Annotated in this window: 2 protein-coding genes (1 of these 2 running past the window's edge); both read left to right on the forward strand. The window is 70.0% G+C overall.

The features are described from left to right. On the forward strand, positions 1-8,145 hold the full coding sequence (locus QSJ19_RS04710) for a non-ribosomal peptide synthetase (RefSeq protein WP_286318653.1): 8,145 nt from the start codon (positions 1-3) through the stop codon (positions 8,143-8,145). Beyond that, positions 8,142-22,745, forward strand: partial view of a non-ribosomal peptide synthase/polyketide synthase gene (locus tag QSJ19_RS04715; RefSeq protein WP_286318654.1) — the 5' portion only. 40,083 nt of this gene lie beyond the right edge of the window; 14,604 of the gene's 54,687 nt are visible here — the first part of the coding sequence; the start codon lies at positions 8,142-8,144; its stop codon lies off the right edge, out of view. The genes QSJ19_RS04710 and QSJ19_RS04715 overlap by 4 nt, the downstream gene beginning before the upstream one ends.

Consider the following 22,745-nt stretch of genomic DNA (forward strand, 5'->3'; position numbering starts at 1 on the left):
ATGGACCCGACCGACAGCGCGATCACTCGCGTCGCCGCGGTCCCGGGGAACCAGCCACTGGACCTGACCGCCGCGCAGCGCGGGATGTGGTTCGCCGAGAACCTCTCGACCGACTACTCGGTCATCATCGCTCACTACCTCGACATCCAGGACGACGATCGTCCGCTCGACATCGACCTGTTGAGTCGCGTCGTCCGTGCGGTCGGCTGGGATCTGCAGTCGCCGTTCACCCGGATCGTCGAGATCGACGGGGTGCCGGCCCAGGTCGTCGACGCCGAGACCGGTTTCGGGCTCGACATCGTCGACCTCCGCGACCGCGATGACCCGATGCGGGACGCCCAGGCCTGGATGGCCGCAGACCACCAGCGCACCATCGATGTGCTCTCCGACCGCCTCGCGGTCACCAGCCTCTTGCGCGTCGCCGACGACCGCGCCCTCTGGTACCTGCGGGGCCACCACATCGCCGTCGACGGCTATGCCGCGCTCACCTGTATCCAACAGGTCCTCGAGCGCTACAACGCTGCGCTGGCAGGACGTCAGCATTCCGATCCGCGACGTGCCGACCTGGCCGAGCTCGTCGCCGACGACACCGCGTACGCCGACAGCCGGCGCCGCACCGCCGACCGTGAGCACTGGTCGGCCCGGGTCGCGGATCTGCCCGAGCGGGTCAGCCTTGCCGGGACGTCGACGATCGCCCCGCTGCGACCGGTCAACCTCCTCGCCCGGACCACGCTCGACCCGGTCACCCACAAGAGCCTCGATCACTACGCCGACGACTGCGGGAGCTCCGCGGCGGTCGTGTTGACCGCCGCCTTCTCCGCCTATCTCGCCCGGATGACCGGCGCCGACGATGTCGTCCTCAGCCTCCCGGTGACCGGCCGTGCGACCGCCCGCATCAAACGTGCCGGGGGCATGGTGTCGAACATGCTGCCGATCGTCGGTCGCGACATCACCCATACCTCGATGACCGGCCTCGTCGATCAGCTGCGCGTGGAGATGACGGGTGCGCTGCGCCATCAGCGTTATCGATTCGAGGACATCCGCGTCGACGCCGGGATGGCGAGCTCGACGACCGCCTCGTTCGGCCCCATCGTGAACATGATGTTCTTCGACAAGCCCATCGAGTTGTCGGGTGCGCGGGTCGATTACCAGATCCTGTCCTCGGGGATCCTCGAGGACCTGCGGATCAATCTGTATCAGGCCGGTCCGGGCGAACGCCTCGTCATCGATCTGCACGGCAATCCCGGGCTGTACACCCAGTCCGAACTCGACCTCCACCTTCGTCGTTTCCTCGCCGTCACCGAGCGTCTCCTGGCCGAGCCCGCCGTCCCGATCGCCGACATCGACCTCCTGCTGGACGGTGAGATGGAGGCGTTGCGTGATGCCGGCACCGGTGCGCGGCGCGCACCGCCTGACGACGACGCTCGACTGCTCGACGGATTCATCCGGCAGGTCCGTGATCGTCCGGATGCGGTGGCGGTCGAATTCGACGGCGGCACATGGACCTACGCCGACATCGACGCCCTGCGTCGAGAACTCGCCGCGGCCCTGTCGGCGGACGGCGTGGTCGTCGGGGATCGGGTTGTGGTCTCACTGCCACGAGGCGTCGCCCAGGTCTGCGCGGTCTACGCGATCCTCACCAGCGGTGCCGCATACGTTCCTGTCGATCCCCAGCAGCCGCCGCGTCGCCGTGCCCTCATCGCCGATGCCGTGTCCGCGGAGGTCGTCGTCGACGAGGCCTACCTGACTCGCGCCCGCTTCGATGCCGGCAACCCGACCACACCCGCGTCGCCGGCGCCGGCGCGCGTGGCCGGCGGCGACGAGATCGCCTACGTGATCTTCACGTCGGGATCGACCGGAGTACCCAAGGGTGTCGAGGTCGGTCACCGCGCGATCCTGAACCGCTTGGCGTGGATGCAGGACGAGCATCGCATCGACACCGACGACGTGGTGCTCTACAAGACACCCATCACCTTCGACGTCTCCGTCTGGGAACTGTTCTGGCCGTTGATGACCGGTGCGCGGATCGTGATCGCGCGCCCGGACGGGCATCGCGACCCGGACCATCTCGCCGACCTGATCTCGACCCGGGGCGTGACCACACTGCATTTCGTGCCGTCGATGCTCGACACCTACATCGACGTGATCTCACGCCGCCCGGCGGCCTCGCCGGATGCCTGCGGTGCGGGATCGGTCTTCGGCGCGGCCGTACGGCAGGTCTTCACCTCGGGGGAGGCGCTGCATCGTGGTCTGGCCGACAAGGTCGCCGACGCCGCCGACGTCGAGCTGATCAACCTCTACGGCCCCACCGAGGCGGCGGTCGACGTCACCGGACATCGCGTCGTCGGTGGCGACGGACCGGTGCCGATCGGCCGGCCGATGCCGAACACCGATGTGCGAGTGCTCGACCGGCGTCTGCGTCAGGTGCCGGCCGGAGTCGCGGGGGAACTGTATCTCGCCGGCAGCCAGTTGGCCCGAGGCTACATCGGACGCCCCGACCTCACCGCCGACCGCTTCATGGCTGACCTCGCCGGAGTTCCGGGCGCGCGGATGTACCGTACCGGAGATCTCGTCCGCTGGAACGAGCAGTTGGAGCTGGAATACCTGGGGCGCACCGACTTCCAGGTGAAGATCCGCGGGCAGCGAGTGGAACTCGGTGAGATCGAGGCGGTGCTGATCGGCCTGCATGGGGTCGACGCGGCCGTCGTGGTCGCGCGGACGGACGAGGCGGGCAACGCACCGAAACTCGTCGCCTATCTGCGGACCGGCACAACCGATGTCACCGACCGTGATGTGCGGGCTCATTGCCGACGGCACCTGCCCGCCCACATGATCCCGTCCTCGGTCGTCGTTCTCGACGACTTCCCGGTCACCGCTTCCGGAAAGCTCGACCGTGCGGCACTGCCCGCCCCTGACCCGGGTGCCGGCACGACCTTCGCCGAACCCACGTCGCCGATCGAGATCACCCTCGCCCGGCTCGTCGCCGATCTGATCGGGGCCGATCGGGTCGGTCTGCGCGACAACCTCTTCGCGATCGGCGCCGACTCGCTCACCGCTGCCCGCCTGGTCGCCCGCGCACGCGCCGACCACGGGTTGTCGCTGCGGCTGGCCGATGTCTTCGACAGTGCCGATCTGGCCGAGATGGCCGGGCGCGCAACACCGGTCGCCGATGTTCGGGATGCCCGGCCGACCCCGGTGGCCGATCGCGGCGACGTGATCCCGCTGTCGCATGCACAGACGCGGTTGTGGTTCGTGAACCGGATGGATCCCGAGGCGCCGACCTACAACATGCCAGGCGCCATCCGGCTCGGCCCCGACGTCGATCTGGATTCGCTCCGGCTGGCCGTGCTCGACGTGATCACCCGTCACGAGTCGTTGCGCACCCGCTATCCGTCGGTGGCCGGGGAGCCGGTGCAACAGATCGTCGACGCCGATGAGCTCCGGCATCTGGCGCAGGTGCCGGTGACCCACGTCGGCCCCGCGCCGATCGAGCAGGCCATCGCCGATGAGGCCGCACGCGGATTCGACCTCGTCGACGAGATCGGGTTCCGGTGGTCACTGCTCACCGACGGCGCCGATACCGTGGCACTCCTCGTCCTGCACCACATCGCCGCCGATGGCTTCTCGTTGCAGCCGCTGATCCGAGATCTGTTGCAGTCCTATGAAGCCCGATCGGCAGGTCGGGAACCTGCGTTCGCCCCGCTGCCGATCCAGTACGCCGACTTCGCACTGTGGCAGCATCGGGTGCTCGGCTCGGCCGACGATCCGTCCGAGGTCCAGGTCCGCGAACTCGACCACTGGCGTCGCGCTCTCGACGGGATGCCCGATCTGCTCGCGCTGCCGACCGATCGTCCGCGCCCCGAGGTCGCCTCCGGGCGCGGTGGATTCGTCGACGTCACCGTCGGCGCCGACCTCGCCCGCGCCGTCCGTGATCTCGCGCAGCGCACGTCGGTCACCCCGTTCACCGTCTTCCACGCCGCGCTCGCAGCCGTGCTCGGCCGACTCGCCGACACCGACGACGTCCCGATCGGTGCCGCTGTCGCAGGCCGCGACGACGACATCACCGCCGACCTCGTCGGCATGTTCGTCAACACGGTCGTCCTACGGACACCGGTCGCCGACGACGCGAGCGTGACCGAGGTCCTGACGGCCGCGCACCAGACGCGGGCGCAGGCCATGGACCATGCGAACATCCCGTTCGAGCGGGTGGTGGATGCTGTTGCACCACAGCGCTCGTCGGCCTACGCGCCGCTCTTCCAGGTCGGTCTGACGATGCAGGCCGATCGCACCGACGAACTCAGCCAGCGGCACGAGTCACTCGGCATGCTCGACGCCCGCGTGCCCGCCGCGAAGTACGACCTGTCGTTCACCATCACCGACCGGGCGGTGGGTTCGTCGGACGAGCACTACGACATCGAGATCTCCTACGCCACCGACCTGTTCGACGAATCGACCGCGCAGGCCATCGGCGGTTACCTGCTGACGATGCTCGACGGGATGGTGTCCGACCCGGCGAAGCCGATCGCCCGTATCGATCTGCTGTCCGGCGAGACGATCACCGCGCTGACCGCGCCTCCGGGCCCGGTCGCCGACGCGGCGACGCTGCGCGACCTGTGCATCTCGGGTGCGGATCGGGCGGATCTGGATTCGCCGGCCCTCGTCGCCGACGGAGCGGCGGTCACCTGGGCGATGTTCGAGGCACGCACCAATCAGCTGGCTCGGGAGCTGATCTCGCGAGGAATCGGTGGCGGATCGATCGTCGCGATCAGCATCGGCCGGTCGGTGCAGTCGGTGTGCGCCGCCGTCGCCGTGGCCAAGTCCGGGGCGGCGTTCGTCATGATCGATCCCGGCCAGCCGGCGGCGCGCCGCGCCCGGATGCTCGCCGATGCCGGACCGTCGCTGGGGCTCACCGTCTCCGACGAGGTCGCCCCCGCGCCGTCGGGGATCGACTGGCTGGTGGTCGACGACGAGACCGTCGAGTTGCGGATCGCCGGTCACAGCGGATCCCGGGTCGCCGACGCCGAGCTCACCGTGGCGCCGCGGCTCGACGACCTCGCCTACCTCGTGCACACCTCCGGTTCCACCGGACGGCCCAAGGCCGCCGCGGTCACCCATCGCGGTCTCGCGACGATGGTCGCCAATCAGCAGCAGATGCTCGGGCTGACACCGGGCAGTCGCGTGCTGCACGTGGCCTCGCCCAGCTTCGACGCCTCGATCTTCGAGACGACGATGGCGTTGTGCACCGGTGGGCGACTGGTGATCAGCCCGCCGGATGTCTACGGCGGGGCCGAGCTGGACGATCTCGTCGCCGACGCCGGGGTGACCCACGCGGTGATGACACCGTCGGCCCTGGCCACGCTCGAACCCGCGTCCGTCCCCGAGTTGTCGACGGTGATCAGCGTGGGCGAGCCGTGTCCGCCGGAGTTGTTGCGGCGCTGGACGACCGCCCGACGGAGATTCTTCAACCTCTACGGCCCCACCGAGGCGACCATCTGGGCGACCGCCGCCGGACCGCTGCGCGTCGACGACACGGTGACGATCGGCCGGGCCGTGCCCGGCGTGGGCGCACTCGTCCTCGACCGGGGTCTGCGTCCCGTCCCCGACGGCATGCCCGGCGAGCTCTACCTCACCGGCGTCCAGCTGGGACGCGGCTACCACGGTCGGGCCGACCTGACCGCCACCCGGTTCGTCGCCGACCCGTTCACATCGGGCGGACGGATGTACCGCACCGGCGACCGGGTCGTGCGGGCCGCGGACGGCTCGCTCATCTACAACGGACGCACCGATTTCCAGCTGAAGATCCGCGGACAGCGGATCGAGCCCGGCGAGGTGGACGCCGCACTCATGGAACATCCGGGCGTCGGCGCCGCCGTGAGCGTCGGCACCGATACGCCATCCGGCGACACCGTGCTGGTGTCCTACGTGACGGTCACCGACGATCCCGCGCCGACATCGGACGAACTCGTCGCGCATGTCGCCGCGCGGCTCCCGCGCCACATGGTGCCGCACACCGTGGCGGTCGTCGACTCCTTCGACGTCACCTCTGTCGGCAAGATCGACCGGACGGCGCTGCCCGCGGTCGACCTCACCGCCACCCGCGAGTTCGTCGCACCGCGGACCGAGATGGAGAGCGTGGTCGCCGACGTCTTCACACAGGTCCTCGACGTGGACCGGGTCAGCGTGCACGACGCGTTCTTCGATCTCGGCGGCAACTCGCTGTCCGCGACGAAGGCGGCCTCGCGCCTCGGGGCCGTGCTCGATCGGCGGGTACCTGTGAAGGACCTGTTCGAGCAGCCGACCGTCGCCGCATTCGCCGCGCACATCACGTCGACCATGACGGGCCGCGCGACGCCGCCGCTGACCGCCCGCAGCCGTGCGGAGCTGGTCCGGGTGTCCGGAGTGCAGCGGGGCATGTGGCTGCTCAATCGTGCCGACCCGGACTCGGCCAACTACAACGTCGCGCTGGCACTGCGGATGTCGGGGCACCTCGACGTCGAGGCCCTGCGGTCGGCGATCACCGACATCGTCGATCGCCACGAGGCGCTGCGTACCCGATACCCGATGATCGACGGCGCGCCGACCCAGGTGATCCTCCCCATCGAGGAGGTCGTCGGGCATCTCGACCTCGAGATCGTCGATGTGACCGGAGAACTCGGAGACGCCATCGCGGACGTCACGGGTGTCGGATTCGACGTCGTGGCCTCACCACCGATCCGGTTCGCGTTGCTGCGGGTGGCCGCAGACGATCACGTCCTGGTCTTCGTCGTCCATCATCTCAGTGCCGACGGCGCGTCGATGGCACCGCTCGCGCGAGATCTGATGGCGGCGTTCTCCGCCCGGCGCGGAGGAGCGTCACCATCGTGGGAGCCGCTGCCCGTGCAGTACGCCGATTACGCGCTGTGGCAGCACGACCGGCTCTCCGAACCCGCCGGCGATGCCGGCGGCCATACGGGCACCGAGGAGGACCGGCAGCTGCGTTACTGGGCCGATCGACTGGCCGGTGCGCCCGCACAGGCCGATCTGCCATCCGACCGCCCGCGTCCGCTGACACCCACCTTCGGCGGCGCCGCCGTCGGGTTCGAGCTGCCTGCCGATCTGGTGTCGTCGCTGGAAACGCTGGCCCGTCAACACAATACGACGCTCTTCATGGTCACCCACGCGGCATTCGCGGTGGTGCTGGCCCGGATCACGGGCAAGGACGACCTGGTCATCGGCACGCCCTACGCCGGACGCGTCGACGCCGCACTCGATCACGTCGTCGGGATGTTCGTCAACACTCTCGCTCTGCGTACGCAGGTCCCGGTCGCCGACCGCTTCTCCGACGTCCTGGAACGGGTTCGCACCGAGGACCTGATGGACATGGCGCACGCCGACGTCGCCTTCGACCAGATCGTGGCGCGGGTGCTCCCGGCCGCGCCGACGTCGTACAACCCGCTGTTCCAGGTCATGTTCGCCTTCCAGAACATCGAGTTCCCCACGGTCGAACTCGACGGTCTGCAGATCGCCCCGGAGGACGAGAACCTGGCGGCGGCCAAGGTCGACCTGCAGTTGACGTTGTTCCCCGACGACCCCGCCGGAGACCGGGGCGACGGCCGGATGCGCGGTGAGTTCCTCTACGCCACCGACCTGTTCGACGAGACCACGGTCGACCGAATCGCACAGTGGTACGTGCGGGTCCTGACCGCGGTCGCCGCCGATGCCATGTCGATCGTCGGCGACATCGCGCTCGACGACCCCGAGCAGGCGACGTCGACACCCGCCGATCGTGCTGCGGACGGCATGACCGCGGCGGCCCTGCCGGATCTCGTCGCGCAGGCCGCAGTCGTCGACCCCGCATCGACAGCCGTCGACCGCGACACCTTCGTCCTGGCGTTCGGTGACCTCGACGCCATGCGGGTGGCGATGTCCGGCGCACTTCCCGACGGAGACCCGAACGCCGCCCTCACCATGGCCCTCATGTCCGGCATCCCCGATCTCACCGCAGCCGGAGCCGACGCGCTCGAGGACGTCGTCCGACAGCTGCGAATCCGCGCGATCGAGACGATCGCCGGCGCCGAGGCGATCAGATGCGGAACCGGCGGAAGCGCCGGTCGAGCCGGGCCGGACGAGTCACTGTCGCCGACGGAAGGTGCCGATCGCGCGTGACTGCGTTTGATTCCGGCACACCGCACATCTCGCAGGGGTGGGGGCGTCGGCCCTCCGCCCTGCACCTCGTCGGTGTCGCCGCAGCCCTGGCGCCCGACGCGGAGGCCTTCGTCGGCCGAGACGGTCCGGTCACCCATGCAGACCTGCACGAGCGCGTCTCGACGACATCCGCCGCGCTGGTCGCCGGCGGCCTGGATGCCGACGCCGCAGTCGCAGGTGCCGTCAGTGGCCTGATCTCCACCGCGGGTCTGGCCCCGGTACAGATCGCGGCGGAGGCCCGACGGGTCGTCGAGGAGGTCCGCGCCGCCGCGCTCGCACTGTCGGGGTCCGCGGACTGGGGATCGCTGCCCGGACTGTTCCGGTCCGCGGCCCATCGCTTCGGTGACCGGCCGGCCGTGGGCGATCTCGACGGCGCGCGGCTCACCTATCGAGAACTCGACGAAGTGTCCGATCGTGTGGCGGCGGGTCTCGTCGCGGCCGGCGCGGGTCCCGAGACGGTCATCGGTGTCGCGCTGCCACGCAGCGCCGAACTGATCGTCGCCCTGCTCGGTGTCGTCAAGTCGGGCGCCGCATACCTCCCGCTCGACCGATCACATCCGGTCGAGCGTCTGCAGATCATCGTCGCCGACGCGGAACCCCTGCTGGTGCTGGCCGATTCCGAGACGGTGTCGGCGTGGACGGATCTCGATGTGGCGCGGACAACGGTTGCCGACATCGAACGCGAGGCGGATGCCGGTGTCCTGCCGAAGCACATCGACGGTGCACACCCGGCCTACGTGATGTACACGTCCGGTTCGACCGGCACGCCGAAGGGTGTCGTCGTCACCCATGACGATGTCGTCACCCTGCTGCGGTCGATGGGGGACATGTTCGACTTCACCGAGAACGACGTGTGGACGATGTTCCAGTCGTACGCGTTCGACGTCTCGGTCGGCGAGATCTGGGTGGCACTGGCCTTCGGCGGTCGCCTCGTCGTACTGGATTACTTCACCACCCGGTCGCCGTCGGATTTCGCCGATGTCCTGGAGCGCGAACAGGTCTCGGTGGTGAATCTGACCCCGTCGGCGTTCTATCAGTACGCCGGAGCAGTGCGACCGCCGTCATCCGGGCGGGTGGCGCCGTCGGTGCGTCACATGATCTTCGTCGGTGAGGCACTCGATTTCGCCCAGGTGCGGCGGTGGCACACCGATCGTCTGGCGGTCGACGGCGATCCCGGTCCGGCGCTGCACAACATGTACGGGCCGACCGAGGCGACCGTGTACATGACCCGACGCGAGCTGACCGTCGAGTTCGTCGCCGACACACTCGCCTCGGACATCGGTGGCCCCATCCCGGGTACTCGGACGCATGTCCTCGACCAGCGTCTGGCCCCGGTCCCCGACGGCGTGCCCGGCGAGCTGTACATCGCCGGGGGACAGGTCGCCCGGGGCTATCTCGGCCGATTCGAGCTGAACGCCACCCGTTTCGTGGCCGACCCGTTCGATCCCGACGGCGGCCGGATGTATCGCACCGGTGACCTCTGCATTCCGCGGGGAGAGACGCTGCAGTACCTGGGGCGCGCCGACGCCCAGGTCAAGCTGCGCGGCTTCCGGATCGAACTCGGAGAGGTCGAGGCCGCGATGCTGACCGCGGCCGGGGTGAACGCGGCGGCAGCCGCCATCAAGCAGCGCGAGGGTCGGCCCGAGCAGATGGTCGGTTATGTCGTCGGGACCGCCGCGGACGGTGGGGATCTCGATGTGACCGACATCCGGACCGCCGCCGCCGCCCGCGTTCCCGACTACATGGTCCCCGACGTGATCATGGTCCTCGATCAGTTGCCGCTGAACGTCAACGGCAAACTCGACCGAGCGGCCCTGCCCGTTCCCGAGCCGGCGGCGTCGGCCGTGTACGAGCCGCCCCGCGACGACGCCGAGCGTGCGATCGCCGCCGTCTTCGAGGCGGTGCTCGACCTCGACCGAGTCAGCGTCGAGGAGTCCTTGTTCGCGTTGGGCGGCAACTCGCTTGTCGCCGCGCAGATCTCGACCCGATGCTCGGACGATCTCGATCTCGTCGTGACCGTCCGCGACATCTTCGAGGCGCCGACGGTGCGAGACCTCGCCGCCCGACTCGCCGACCGCATCCACGTGCAGCGCCCCGTACTCGCGGCCGCCGAGCGGATCGCGCCGATCCCGCTGTCGTACGCGCAGCGCCGGATCTGGTTCCTGGCCGAGCTCGACCCGGCGGGGCACGTCTACAACATCCCGCTGGTCCTGCGGTTCCGCGGTGATCTCGACCCCTCTGCGCTCGATTCCGCGATGCGTGATCTCGTCGGCAGGCACGAGATACTCCGGACCCGGTTCCCCGCCACCGACGGGGTGCCCGAACAGATCGTCCTGCCGCGGGACGGTCACCGCCCCGACCTGCAGATCGACCCGCCCCTGGTGATCGAGTCCCCGCAGATCAGTCCGCGGTCGGACGGTCGCGCGAATCCGGGCGACGAGGTCGTCGACTCCGTCCTCACGGATGTGGTCGCGACCGGATTCGACCTGCAGGCGGCGCCACCGCTGCGAGCACGCCTGTACCGGATCGCCGACGACGAGTTCGTGTTCGTCCTCGTCGCCCATCACGTGATCAGCGACGGCGGCTCCCTGACGCCACTGGCGCGGGATCTCATGGACGCGTACGCGTCCCGACTCGACGGCCGCGAAGCGACGTGGCCCGAGCTCGATGTGCAGTACGCGGATTACACCCTGTGGCAACGTGATCTGCTCGGTGACCCCGAGGCCCCGGACACCCTCGCGGCACAGCAACTGCGGTTCTGGGAGGACACCCTCCGCGGCGCTCCCGAGCTGATCGCCCTGCCGACGGACCGGCCGCGGCCGATCGAGCAGAGCCGGCACGCGGGGTCGGTGACCTTCGACCTCGACGCCGAGATCGTCGACGACATGGCGCGATTCGCCCGTGGGCACAACGTGTCCGTGTTCATGGTGCTGCACGCGGCCTGGACCGTCGTGCTGCACCGGCTCACCGGTGACCGCGACATCGTGCTCGGCACACCGTATGCCGGGCGGAGCGAGCAGGCCCTCGATCATCTCGTCGGCATGTTCATGAACACGGTCGTCCTCCGCACGCCGGTCGACCCGGGCGCCGGGTTCTCCGCACTCGTCGGGGAGGTCCGCGACCGCGACCTCACCGCGCTCGGCAACGCCGACGTGCCGTTCGACATGATCGTCGAGCGGGTGCAGCCCACCCGCAGCACGGCACATGCTCCGATCGTGCAAGTACTCCTGCTGTTGCAGGATGCGCAGGGCGTGCGGTTCGACCTCGGGGGTGCATCGGCCGAACTGCTCGAGCAGTATCGCGACCTCACCGAGTACGACCTCGCGATCACATTCGTCGAGGGTGCCGAGGGGATGCGCGGCTCCGGACAGGACGGCTCCGGGCAGGACGGTTCGGGGCAGGACGGTCTTGGGCGCGGACTGGCCGCCGTCCTCGAGTACGCGACGGACCTGTTCGACCACACCACGATCGAGGGTCTGGCCGCCCTGTTCGCGCGGGTGCTAGGACAGGTGCTCACCGATCCCGCCCGGCCCGTCGGCGACATCGACGTGCTCGACGGTGCCGCAGCCGAACGGCACGCGGCACTCTCGCACGGTCCCTCGGTGCGCGTGGCCCGTCAGACCACCACGGACGCGCTTGCGGAGCAGGCCGTGTCCACGCCCGAGGACACCGCACTGATCGCCGGCACCCGGTCGGTCACCTACCGTGAGCTGTCGCTACGCGTGAACTCGCTGGCCCGCACTCTCATCTCCGCCGGGGTGGGACCGGATGTCGCTGTCGGCGTGTGCATCCCGCGTTCGATCGAGATGGTCGTCGCCATCCACGCGATCGGGGCGGCCGGAGGGCAGTACGTGCCCATCGACGTCTCCGCCCCGACCGACCGCGTGCAGTACATGATCGACACCGCCGACGTCGACATCGTCCTGGTCGGGCCTGCGGGTGCACCGGCCGCGCTCCGGCAGATCGACGTGGCGACCCGGACCGTGGACTGCGCGAGTGATGTCGACGGCGACGGGACGGCGGTGACCGACGGTGACCGGCGCAGTCCATTGCGACCCGATCACGCGGTGTACACGATCTTCACCTCGGGGTCGACGGGCCGCCCGAAGGGTGTCACGCTGACCCACGAGGCCGTCGTCAACCGTCTGCGCTGGGGGCTCGACGAGTTGCCGATCGACGCATCGGACACCGTGGTCCTCAAGACGCCGTACACCTTCGACTGTTCGGTGGCCGAGCTGTACGCGCCGCTGATGGTCGGTGCCGCGCTCCTCGTGCTCGATGCCGACGGCCATCTCGATCCGATCCATCTGGCCGACCAGATGGCCGAACACCGTGCCACCATGGTGCATTTCGTGCCGTCCATGCTGTCGGTCTTCCTCGAGGTGGCCGGAGCCGACCGTGTCCGGGCGCTGGAATCGCTGCGCATCGTCTCGACCACCGGTGAGGCGCTGCCGCCGTCGGTGGCCGCCGAGACCCGTGCGCTGCTGCCGGATGTGCTGTTCTACAACCTCTACGGGCCCACCGAGGCCGCCGTCGAGATCACCCATCAACGGATCGACACCGTCGACGACGACGCCGCGTCCGTGCCGATCGGTGTGCCGGTGTGGAACTCCACCGCCCACGTGCTCGACTCGCGCCTGCATCCCGTGCCCGACGGGGTCGCCGGCGAGCTGTACGTGGGTGGCGTCCAGCTCGCGCGCGGGTACGCCGCACGTCCGGATCTGACCGCGGAGCGGTTCGTCGCCGACCCGTTCGGCGAATCCGGTGCGCGCCTGTACCGCACCGGTGACCTCGTGCGGCGGCTCTCCGACGGATCGCTGGACTATCTCGGCCGCACCGACTTCCAGGTGAAGCTGCGTGGCCAGCGCATCGAACTCGGCGAGATCGAGTCGGTGTTGTCGTCGGCGCCCGGCGTCGTCCACGCAGCGACCACGGTCGCGACGGCACCCGGGGGAGGCGAGCATCTCGTCGCCTACCTGGCCGGCCGCCCGGGCGACGCCCCAGATTCTGAACGGGTGAAGAGCGCTGTCGCGCAGTCGCTCCCGCCGTACATGCGACCGACAGTGTGGATGATCCTCGACGACATCCCGCTGAACTCCGCGGGCAAACTGGACCGTCGATCGCTGCCCGCCCCCGAATTCACCGCCGGCGAGCACGTGCCGCCGGCAACCGATGCCGAGGCCACGGTCGCCCGGGTGTTCGCCGACGTCCTCGGCACGGATCGGGTGTCGGTGATCGACAGCTTCTTCGATCTCGGCGGCAACTCGCTGTCGGCGACCCGCGTCGCGGCGCGGGTCGGTGAGGCCCTCGGCGCCGACATCCCGGTCCGGACGATCTTCGACGCGCCGACCGCGCGTGATCTCGTGGCCGTGGCGAGGACCGCCGGTGCCGCGTCTGCGCGTGGGATGGTCGCGCCCGGCCCGCGTCCCCGGCCCGAGCGCCTGCCGTTGTCCTTTGCGCAGCAGCGGATGTGGTTCATCAACCAGTTCGACCCCTCATCGGCCGCCTACAACATCCCGGTCGTGCTGCGACTGCGTGGACCGGTCCACCCCGGCGCCATGGGTCAGGCCTTCGCCGACGTCGTCGCGCGCCACGAGGTGCTGCGTACCCGATACCCCGCCGGTCCCGACGGCGTCCCCTACCAGGAGATCGCGTCCGCGGATTCCCCGGCGTCGCCCCCGGAATGGCGGGTCGCCGACTCCGAGGCCGACGCCCGATCGCTGCTGACCCAGGGCTTCGACACCTCCCGCGACCTGCCCATCCGCGCGCGTCTGGTGAGTACCGCCGACGACGACCATCTGCTGGTCGTGGTGGTCCATCACATCGCCGCCGACGGCGAGTCCGGACCGGTACTGGCCCGTGATCTCGCGACGGCGTACTCGGCGCGACTCGCGGACGCGGAGCCGGACTGGTCACCGCTGCCGATGCAGTACGCCGACCACGCACTGTGGCAGCGCGAGGTGCTCGGTGACGCCGCAGACCCGGAGTCGCCCCTGGGACGTCAACTGCAGTACTGGACACGACAACTCGCGGGAGCACCGGATGTTCTCGCGCTGCCGATCGATCATCCCCGACCGCCGGTCGCATCGACGCGTGCCGGTTCCGTCGAGTACGCGGTCGGTGAATCCGTACGTCGAGACCTCGACGCCCTCGCGCGGGCCCACGGCACCACACTGTTCATGGTCGTCCACGCGGTGCTGGCGACCCTGCTCGCGCGCCTGAGCGCGACCTCCGACATCGCGATCGCGACCCCCGTCGCCGGGCGCGGTGACGCCGCACTCGACGATCTGGTCGGCATGTTCGTGAACACCCTCGTGTTGCGCACCGAGGTGGGCCCCGAGACGGCGTTCGCCGAACTGCTGGACGAGGTCCGGCGCGTGGACCTCGATGCGTTCGCCCACGCCGATGCGCCGTTCGAGCGTGTCGTCGACGCCCTGGACCCCGTCCGGTCGGAATCGTTCGAGCCCCTCGCCCAGGTCCTGCTCGTGTTCGACCAGAGCGGACTCGGTCCCGCCTCCGTCGGCGATCTCCTCATCTCGTGGGAGGAACCCGGTGCCGAGTCGGCGAAGTTCGATCTGACCGTCGGCGTCGCCGACGCCGCGGACGGCGGACTGTCGGGCACATTCGTCTACGCCGCGGATCTCTTCGACGCCCCGACGGTCGAGCGGATCGCGGCGATGTTCACCCGCCTGCTCGGTGTCGTCGCCGAGGCGACGGCTGCCGGAGACGATCCGATCGTGGGCGACCTGCCGATGCTCGACGCCGCCGACGTGGAAAGTGCTGTCGCGGTGTCCACCGGCCCGAGCGTCGACCTGCCCGGCGACGTGCTGCCGACCGTGCTCTCCGCCTTCGGTGCCGCGCATCCGGAGGCACCCGCGGTGATCGCCGACGACGGGACCGTGCTCACCCACGCCGGGTTCCGCGCACAGGTCGATCATCTGGCCCGCCGACTGATCGCCACCGGCGTGGGGCCCGACACCGCGGTCGCGGTGTGCATCCCGCGATCGGTGGACATGGTCGTCGCGATCCACGCGATCGTCACCGCCGGCGGCCAGTACGTGCCGATCGACACCGACGCCCCGGCCGACCGCGCGGCCTACATGATCGAGACATCCGGCGCGACAGTGCTTCTCCTCGACGACGACGACGACCGACCCGACGCGGTGTCCGGTGTCGATGTCCCCGTCGTCGTCGTGGACCGGGCCACGGCGCCGGCCGGCATGGAGGTCGCGCCGGTCACCGATGCCGATCGCCTCGCACCGCTGCGGCCGGATCATGCCGCGTACACGATCTTCACCTCCGGCTCGACCGGTCGCCCCAAGGGCGTCACCGTCAGTCACCGATCGGTCCTCAACCGGTTGGCGTGGGGGCTCACGACCTTCCCGCTCAGCACCGACGACACGGTGATCCTGAAGACCCCGTACACGTTCGACGTGTCGGTGCCCGAACTCTTCGCACCGGTGATCGCCGGGGCGCGGATACTCATCGCGCGACACGGCGGCCACACCGATCCCGAGTACCTGGCCCGAGTCCTGCACGAGCACGACGTGACATCGGTGCACTTCGTGCCGTCGATGCTGTCGGTGTTCCTCGACGTGGTCGGAGCCCGGGAGCTGTCGCGACTGACCCGGCTGCGGTACGTCTTCTGCTCCGGTGAGGCGCTGGCGCCATCGGTGGCGGCAGCCGCGCGTGACGTTCTCGGTGGGGCCGGGCTGCACGACCTGTTCGGACCGACCGAGGCGGCGGTGGAGGTGGCCCACCACGAACTCGATGTCGTCGGGGACGTCGTCCCGATCGGGCGGCCGGTGTGGAACACCCGGACGCGTGTGCTCGACTCGCGTCTCCGTGTCGTGCCGACCGGGGTGCCGGGCGAGCTCTACCTCGGTGGCGTCCAGCTCGCCCGCGGGTACGCCGACCGCCCGGATCTCACCGCCGATCGGTTCGTCGCCGATCCCTATGGGCCGCCCGGATCGCGCCTCTACCGCACCGGCGATCTCGTCCGCGTCAACGCGCGGGGAGACCTGGAGTATCTGGGACGCAGCGACTTCCAGGTGAAGCTGCGTGGCCAGCGCATCGAGCTCGGCGAGATCGAGTCCGTACTGGCGGGCGTTCCCGGGGTCGTGCACGCGGCCGCCACGGTCGCGATCGCTCCCGGTGGTGCCCAGCACCTCGTCGCCTACCTCGCCCCGGCGGAGACCGTCGACGTCCCCGCCGCCGAGAGTGCCGTCGCCGACGCGTTGCCGCAGTACATGCGTCCGACCGTGTGGACCGTCCTCGACGCGCTGCCGCTCGGCAGTGCGGGCAAACTCGATCGCCGCGGACTCCCGCAGCCGGACTTCTCACCGACGACGCCGGACGAGGTGATCGCCCCTGACTCGGGCGCCGAGCGTCGCATCGCCGAGATCGTCGCCGGCGTCCTGGGTGTCGACCGGGTCGGCGTCACCGAGTCGTTCTTCGCGCTCGGCGGTGACTCGATCATGTCGATCCAGCTGTCGGCTCTCCTGCGTGCGGCCGGATATGCGGTGAGTCCCCGGGACATCTTCGAGCACAAATCGGTTCGCGCGCTGGCCCGGGCCGCCGGGGAGTCGAACTCCTCGGTGCTGCAGGAACTCCCGGGCGGCGCGATCGGCGAGGTGTCGATCACGCCGACGGTCCGCTGGATGCTCGACCACGCCGACTCACCGTCCGACATCGCCGACTACTCGCAGGCGATCGTGCTGTCCCTGCCCGCCGACGTCGACGAGCCCACCCTCGTCGCGGTCGTCGAGGCCGTGGTGGCGCATCACCCGATGCTGTCGGCACGCCTGGCGCCCGTCGGCGACGACTGGTCGTTGCGCGCGGGTGAGCCGTTCACCGCCACCGACGCGGTGTCGATCCGCACCGCTGCCGACGCGGCGGCCGATGCCGGCACCACCGATGCGGAAGCGCTTGTCCGCGCGGCACATTCCGATGCCCTGCGCCGTCTGGACCCGATGGCCGCACGAATGATCGCCTGCACCGGCGTGCGTGGAGACGGTACCGCCCCCGGCCGTCTGGTCGTCGCCGTGCACCATCTCGCCGTCGACGCCGTCTCCTGGCGCACCATCGTCACCGATCTCGCCGTCGCATGGGCACAACTGTCGGCGGGCGAACCGATCGCCCTGACCCCGAACGGCACATCGCTGCGACGCTGGGCGGCGGTGCTCGACGACCTCGCCGGTTCCCGCGACGACGAGATCCCCCTCTGGGAGCGCCACCTGCCGAAGCACCCGGCGATGCTCGGCGCGCCACTCGACCGGGACCGCGACCGGCAGTCGACGGTGGCACCGCACACCATCCGGATATCGGAGACGATCACCGACGCGGTCCTGGGCCGGGTGCCCGCCGCCTTCCGCACCGGCACCGACGACATCCTGCTCGCGGCACTGAACCGGGCCCTCGTCCGGGCACACGCGACCCGCCGGGCCGGATCGACGCCGATCACCGTCCTGCTCGAAGGGCACGGCCGCGAGGAGCAGGTCGCGGGTGCGGATTCCTCCGCCGACCTGTCGCGCAGCGTCGGCTGGTTCACCAGCGTCTCCCCGGTGACCGTCGACGTCGACCCGGACGCGGACATCGTCGGCGTCGTCAAGGCCACCAAGGAGGCGGTCGCCGAACGGCCCGATCACGGCATCGCGTTCGGACCGCTGCGCTGGCTCAGTCCGGAGTCCCCGCTCGCGGAGCGTCCGTTGCCGCCGGTCACGTTCAACTATCTCGGCCGTGGTGCGACCGGCCGCCGGAATCCGGATGAGCCGGCGCGTGACACCACCGACACGACTGACACCGACACGACTGACACCGACACGACTGACACCGACACGACTGACACCGACACGACTGCCACCGTTGCGTTCGCGCCGGTCGCCGACGCGCCGCGACTGCCCGGCACGGTGTCCGGGGCGATGGCGGTCACCGCGGAACTCGCCGTCAACATCAACACCGTCGCAACGGCACACGGCCGTGTGCTGGACGTCGAGTTCGCTGCAGCCGCTGCCGTTCTCGACGCCGACACGGTCATCGGACTGGCCGACGGGTTCGCCGCGGCGCTCGACGAGATCGTCGCCGGTGTCGACGAGCGGGGCGACCCCGGACTCAGCCCATCGGATGTCGCGGCCATCGGCCTCACCCAGGGGGAGATCGACGACCTCGCCGACCGTCGGCCCGGTGCCGAACTGTGGCCGCTGACCCCACTCCAGCGCGGACTGTTCTACCAGGCGGAAGCGGCCCATGGCGACGATGCGCCCGGCGATCTGGACGTGTACGTGACGCAGGGCGTGATCGACGTCCGCGGAACCGTCGACGACACCCGACTCCGTGAGGCCGCGCGGCACCTGTTGCGCCGTCACCGGGTGCTGCGCTCCGGGTATCTGCGCACACCACTCGGGACGCCCGTGGCGGTCGTGCCCACCGACGTCGACCCCGTCCTCGAGACCACCGACCTGACGGGGACGACCGACACCGAACGGGGGCGACAGGCGGACGAGATCGCGCGTGCGGACCGCGTCGCACCGTTCGATCTGTCGGCGCCCCCGTTGATGCGGTTCCGCCGGATCCGAATGGGGGACGACCTCACCCGGATCGTCATCACCAACCATCATCTCCTGCTCGACGGCTGGTCGACCCCGCTCGTGCTGGCCGACCTGTTCGCCCGTTACGGCGGCCTCGAGCCGCCCACCGGTGCCGGACACACCGACACCGACTGGGGCGATTTCCTGGAGTGGCTGGATGGTCGCGACGACACGGCCGGTCTGGCCGCATGGCGTGACGCGCTCGCCGACGTCGACGGGCCGACACTCGTGCGTCCCGGCCGATCGAGCGGCGCGAGTGAGGAGCCCCGCGACCATCGGGTCACCGTCGGTGGCGAACTCGCCACTGCGCTCGCCGACCTCGCGCGCTCCGCCGACACCACCGTTGCCACGGTCCTGCAGTATGCGTGGGGCGTCCTGCTCGGCCGCCTGACCGGTCGGACGACGGTCACCTTCGGCGAGACCGTGTCCGGCCGCCCTCCGGAGATCCCCGGCGTGGAGTCGATGATCGGTCTCTTCATCAACACCCAGCCGGTCGTCGTCGACGTCGACGCCGCGCAGACGGCGCGTGCGGGTATCGAGGTTCTGCAGGCCACCAAGGCCCGATTGCTCGATCACCACCACCTCGGACTCGCCGACATCGCCTCCGCCGCAGGACATGCCGTGCTGTTCGACACGTTGACCGTGTACGAGTCCTATCCCGTCGACGCAGAGGCGGTGAGCACCGGCAGCCTCGCGGCGGGCCTCGAGATCGATCACATCTCGTTCACCGACGCCACCCACTACCCACTGAACCTGGCCGCGGCGCCCGTGTCGGTCGACGGCGACGACGACATCGCCCTGACCCTCAAGTATCTGCCGGATGCCTTCGGCGACAACGAGATCGACCGCATCGCACACATGTACCGGGCGCTGCTGCGTGGGTTCGTCGATGCGGCCGACATCGCCGTCGGCGACATCGTCCTCACCAACGCCGACGAACGAGCACAGCTGGCGCCCAAGGTCGCCGTGCCGGTCACGCGACCCCGGACGATCACCGATCTCCTCGACGGCCGGACGATCGTCGGCGACCGGCCGGCGCTCGTCCTCGGCGATCGCACCGTGACCCACGACGAGTTCGCGGACCGTACACAACGTCTCGGCCGGCTGCTCATCGCCGAGGGCATCGGCCCGGGTGACGTCGTCGCGGTGGCGATGGCGCGGTCGATCGACTCCGTCGTCGGTGTATGGGCCGTGCTCGCCACCGGCGCCGCGTATCTGCCGGTCGATCCGACGCTGCCAGCCGATCGGATCGGCCACATGCTCGCCGATTCGGGTGTGTCGCTGGGTCTCTCGCTCCGGGATGCCCTGCCGGACCCCGACACGTCGATCGCCTGGATCATGCTCGACGACCCGGCGACCGAGAACCGCCTGGAGGCATTCTCGGGCGTTCGGATCACCGACGACGAACGCACCCGGCGTCCCCGTCCGGACGACATCGCCTACCTGATCTACACGTCCGGCTCCACCGGACGACCCAAGGCCGTCGCCGTCTCCCACCGCGGTGTCGCCGGACTGCTCGCCGCCCAGGAGACGATCTCGGGCACCCACGACGACACGGCCGTCCTGCACGTGGCGTCACCGAGTTTCGACGCCGCGTTCTTCGAGATGCTGTGGGCCATCGGGCTCGGTGCCACGCTGGTCATCTCACCATCGGAGATCTATGCCGGTCCCGCGCTTGTCGACGTCATCGTCAGTGGTGGTGTCACTGATGCCGTCATCACGCCGCAGGTGCTGGCCACGATGGACCCGTCACCGGTCACCTCTCTGCGGCATCTCACGACGGCAGGCGAGGCCTGTCCGCCGGAGGTCGTCGCCGCGTGGGCGCCGGGCCGCGAGATGTACAACTTGTACGGACCGTCCGAGGCCACCGTGTGGGCGACGTCGGCCCGGGTCCGACCGGGAGAACCGGTCACCATCGGCGGTCCCGTCGCCGGACTCGCGGTCACCGTCCTCGACGAGCGACTGCATCCGGTCCCGGTCGGTGCGATCGGCGAACTCCATCTGGCCGGCGACGCACTCGCCCTCGGATATCTGCATCGCGCCGGGCTGACGGCCACCACCTTCGTCGCCGATCCGTACGGACCGCCGGGGCATCGCATGTACCGCACCGGGGACCTGGTGCGCTGGAACGACGACCACGAGTTGGAGTACGTGGGGCGCAGCGACTTCCAGATCAAGATCAACGGCCAGCGTGTCGAACTCGGTGAGATCGACGCCGTCCTCGCCGCCCAGCCCGGTGTCGTCGCTGCCGTGACCCTCGGTGTGGACGGACCCGGCCGGACGGTCCGTCTCGTCGGCTACGTCGTCGAGGATTCGACGGCGCAACTCCCGGACGACCGGGACCCGGACAGGTCGTCGGTGACCCCTCGACCCGCCGGACCGGACCCCGATGACCTGATCGCGGCGGTCCGCGGACGCCTGGCCCAGTACATGGTCCCGTCGGCGATCGTCGTGCTCGACGCCCTGCCGCTCACCGCCAGCGGCAAACTCGACCGCCGCGCTCTGCCCACGCCGCAGTGGGAGACCGCTGCCGATGTCGCACCGGCCACACCCGAGGAGATCCTCGTCGCCGGCATCGTCGGGGAACTCCTGGAGCGCGATCAGGTCGGTGCGCAGGAATCGTTCTTCGATCTGGGCGGCAACTCGCTGTCGGCGACCCGGCTGTCCGCGCGCATCTCCTCGGCGACCGGCGTCGCCCTGAGCGTGCGCGACGTCTTCGACCATCCCACCGTCGCCGATCTCGCCCGGTTGGTCGGCGACACCACGACGCGGAGGGCGACGGTCACGCCGGGTTCGATCGCCCGTCCCGATCACCTGCCGTTGAGCTATTCGCAGCAGCGGATCTGGTTCCTCAACCGATTCGACCCGGCGTCGCACGCCTACAACATCCCCCTGGTGCTCGACCTGCACGGCGACATCGACAGCGTCGCAATGCATGCGGCGTTCCTCGACGTCATCGGCCGGCACGAGGTACTGCGCAGCACCTTCGAGGAGATCGACGACCGCGCCGCGAATCGTGCGGCCGGCGCGGTGGCCACCCAGCGGGTGCACCCGGTCGACGAACTCGACGCGATGGTCGCGTGGCGGGAGATCGCCGGTGACGCCGAGCAGATCGCCGCCGCGGTCAGCGACACGGTGACCACCGGATTCGACACGACACGTGTCCTGCCTATCCGTGGTCTGCTCGCCACCGACTCCGCCGATCCCGACCACGCCCTACTCGCGCTCGTACTCCATCACATCGCGGCGGACGGCGAGTCGATGACGCCGCTGCTCGCCGACATCCTCACCGCCTACCGCGCCCGCACCGCCGGCACCGCACCCGGGTGGGAGCCGCTACCGGTGCAGTTCGCCGATGTCGCGCTGTGGCAGCGACAGGTGCTCGGCGATCCAGCCGACCCGGACTCCCCGCTGGCAGACCAGACCCGTTACTGGACAGAACAACTCGCGCTGCTGCCGGAGGTCCTCGATCTCCCGGCGGACCGGCCCCGACCGGCGGTCGCATCGCTGCGCGGCGACACCGTCGACCTCACCGTCCCCGCCGACGTCGCGGCCGCCGTCGATGACGTCGCGGCCGAGGCAGGCGTGACGCCGTTCATGGTCCTGCACTCCGCGCTGGCCGTCGTGCTCGCGCGGTTGTCCGGGACCGGCGACATCGCCGTCAGCACACCGATCTCCGGCCGCGGAGATCCCGCCTTCGACGCGCTCATCGGCATGTTCGTCAACACGCTGGTCCTCCGGACCGAGATCGACACGTCGGAGACCTTCGCCGACCTGCTCGACCGTGTCCGGCAGATCGACCTGGACGCCTACGCCCACGCCGATGTGCCGTTCGAGCACATCGTCGAGACGCTGAACCCGACGCGCTCGGAAGCCTTTGCGCCGCTGTCGCAGGTGCTGCTCTCGGTCGACTCGACGCCGCCGGCGCACATCGATCTCCCCGGTCTCACCGTCACCCCGGCCCCCGCCGGAGCG

This window comes from Gordonia sp. ABSL11-1 (assembly GCF_030315685.1).
Lineage (GTDB): Bacteria > Actinomycetota > Actinomycetes > Mycobacteriales > Mycobacteriaceae > Gordonia.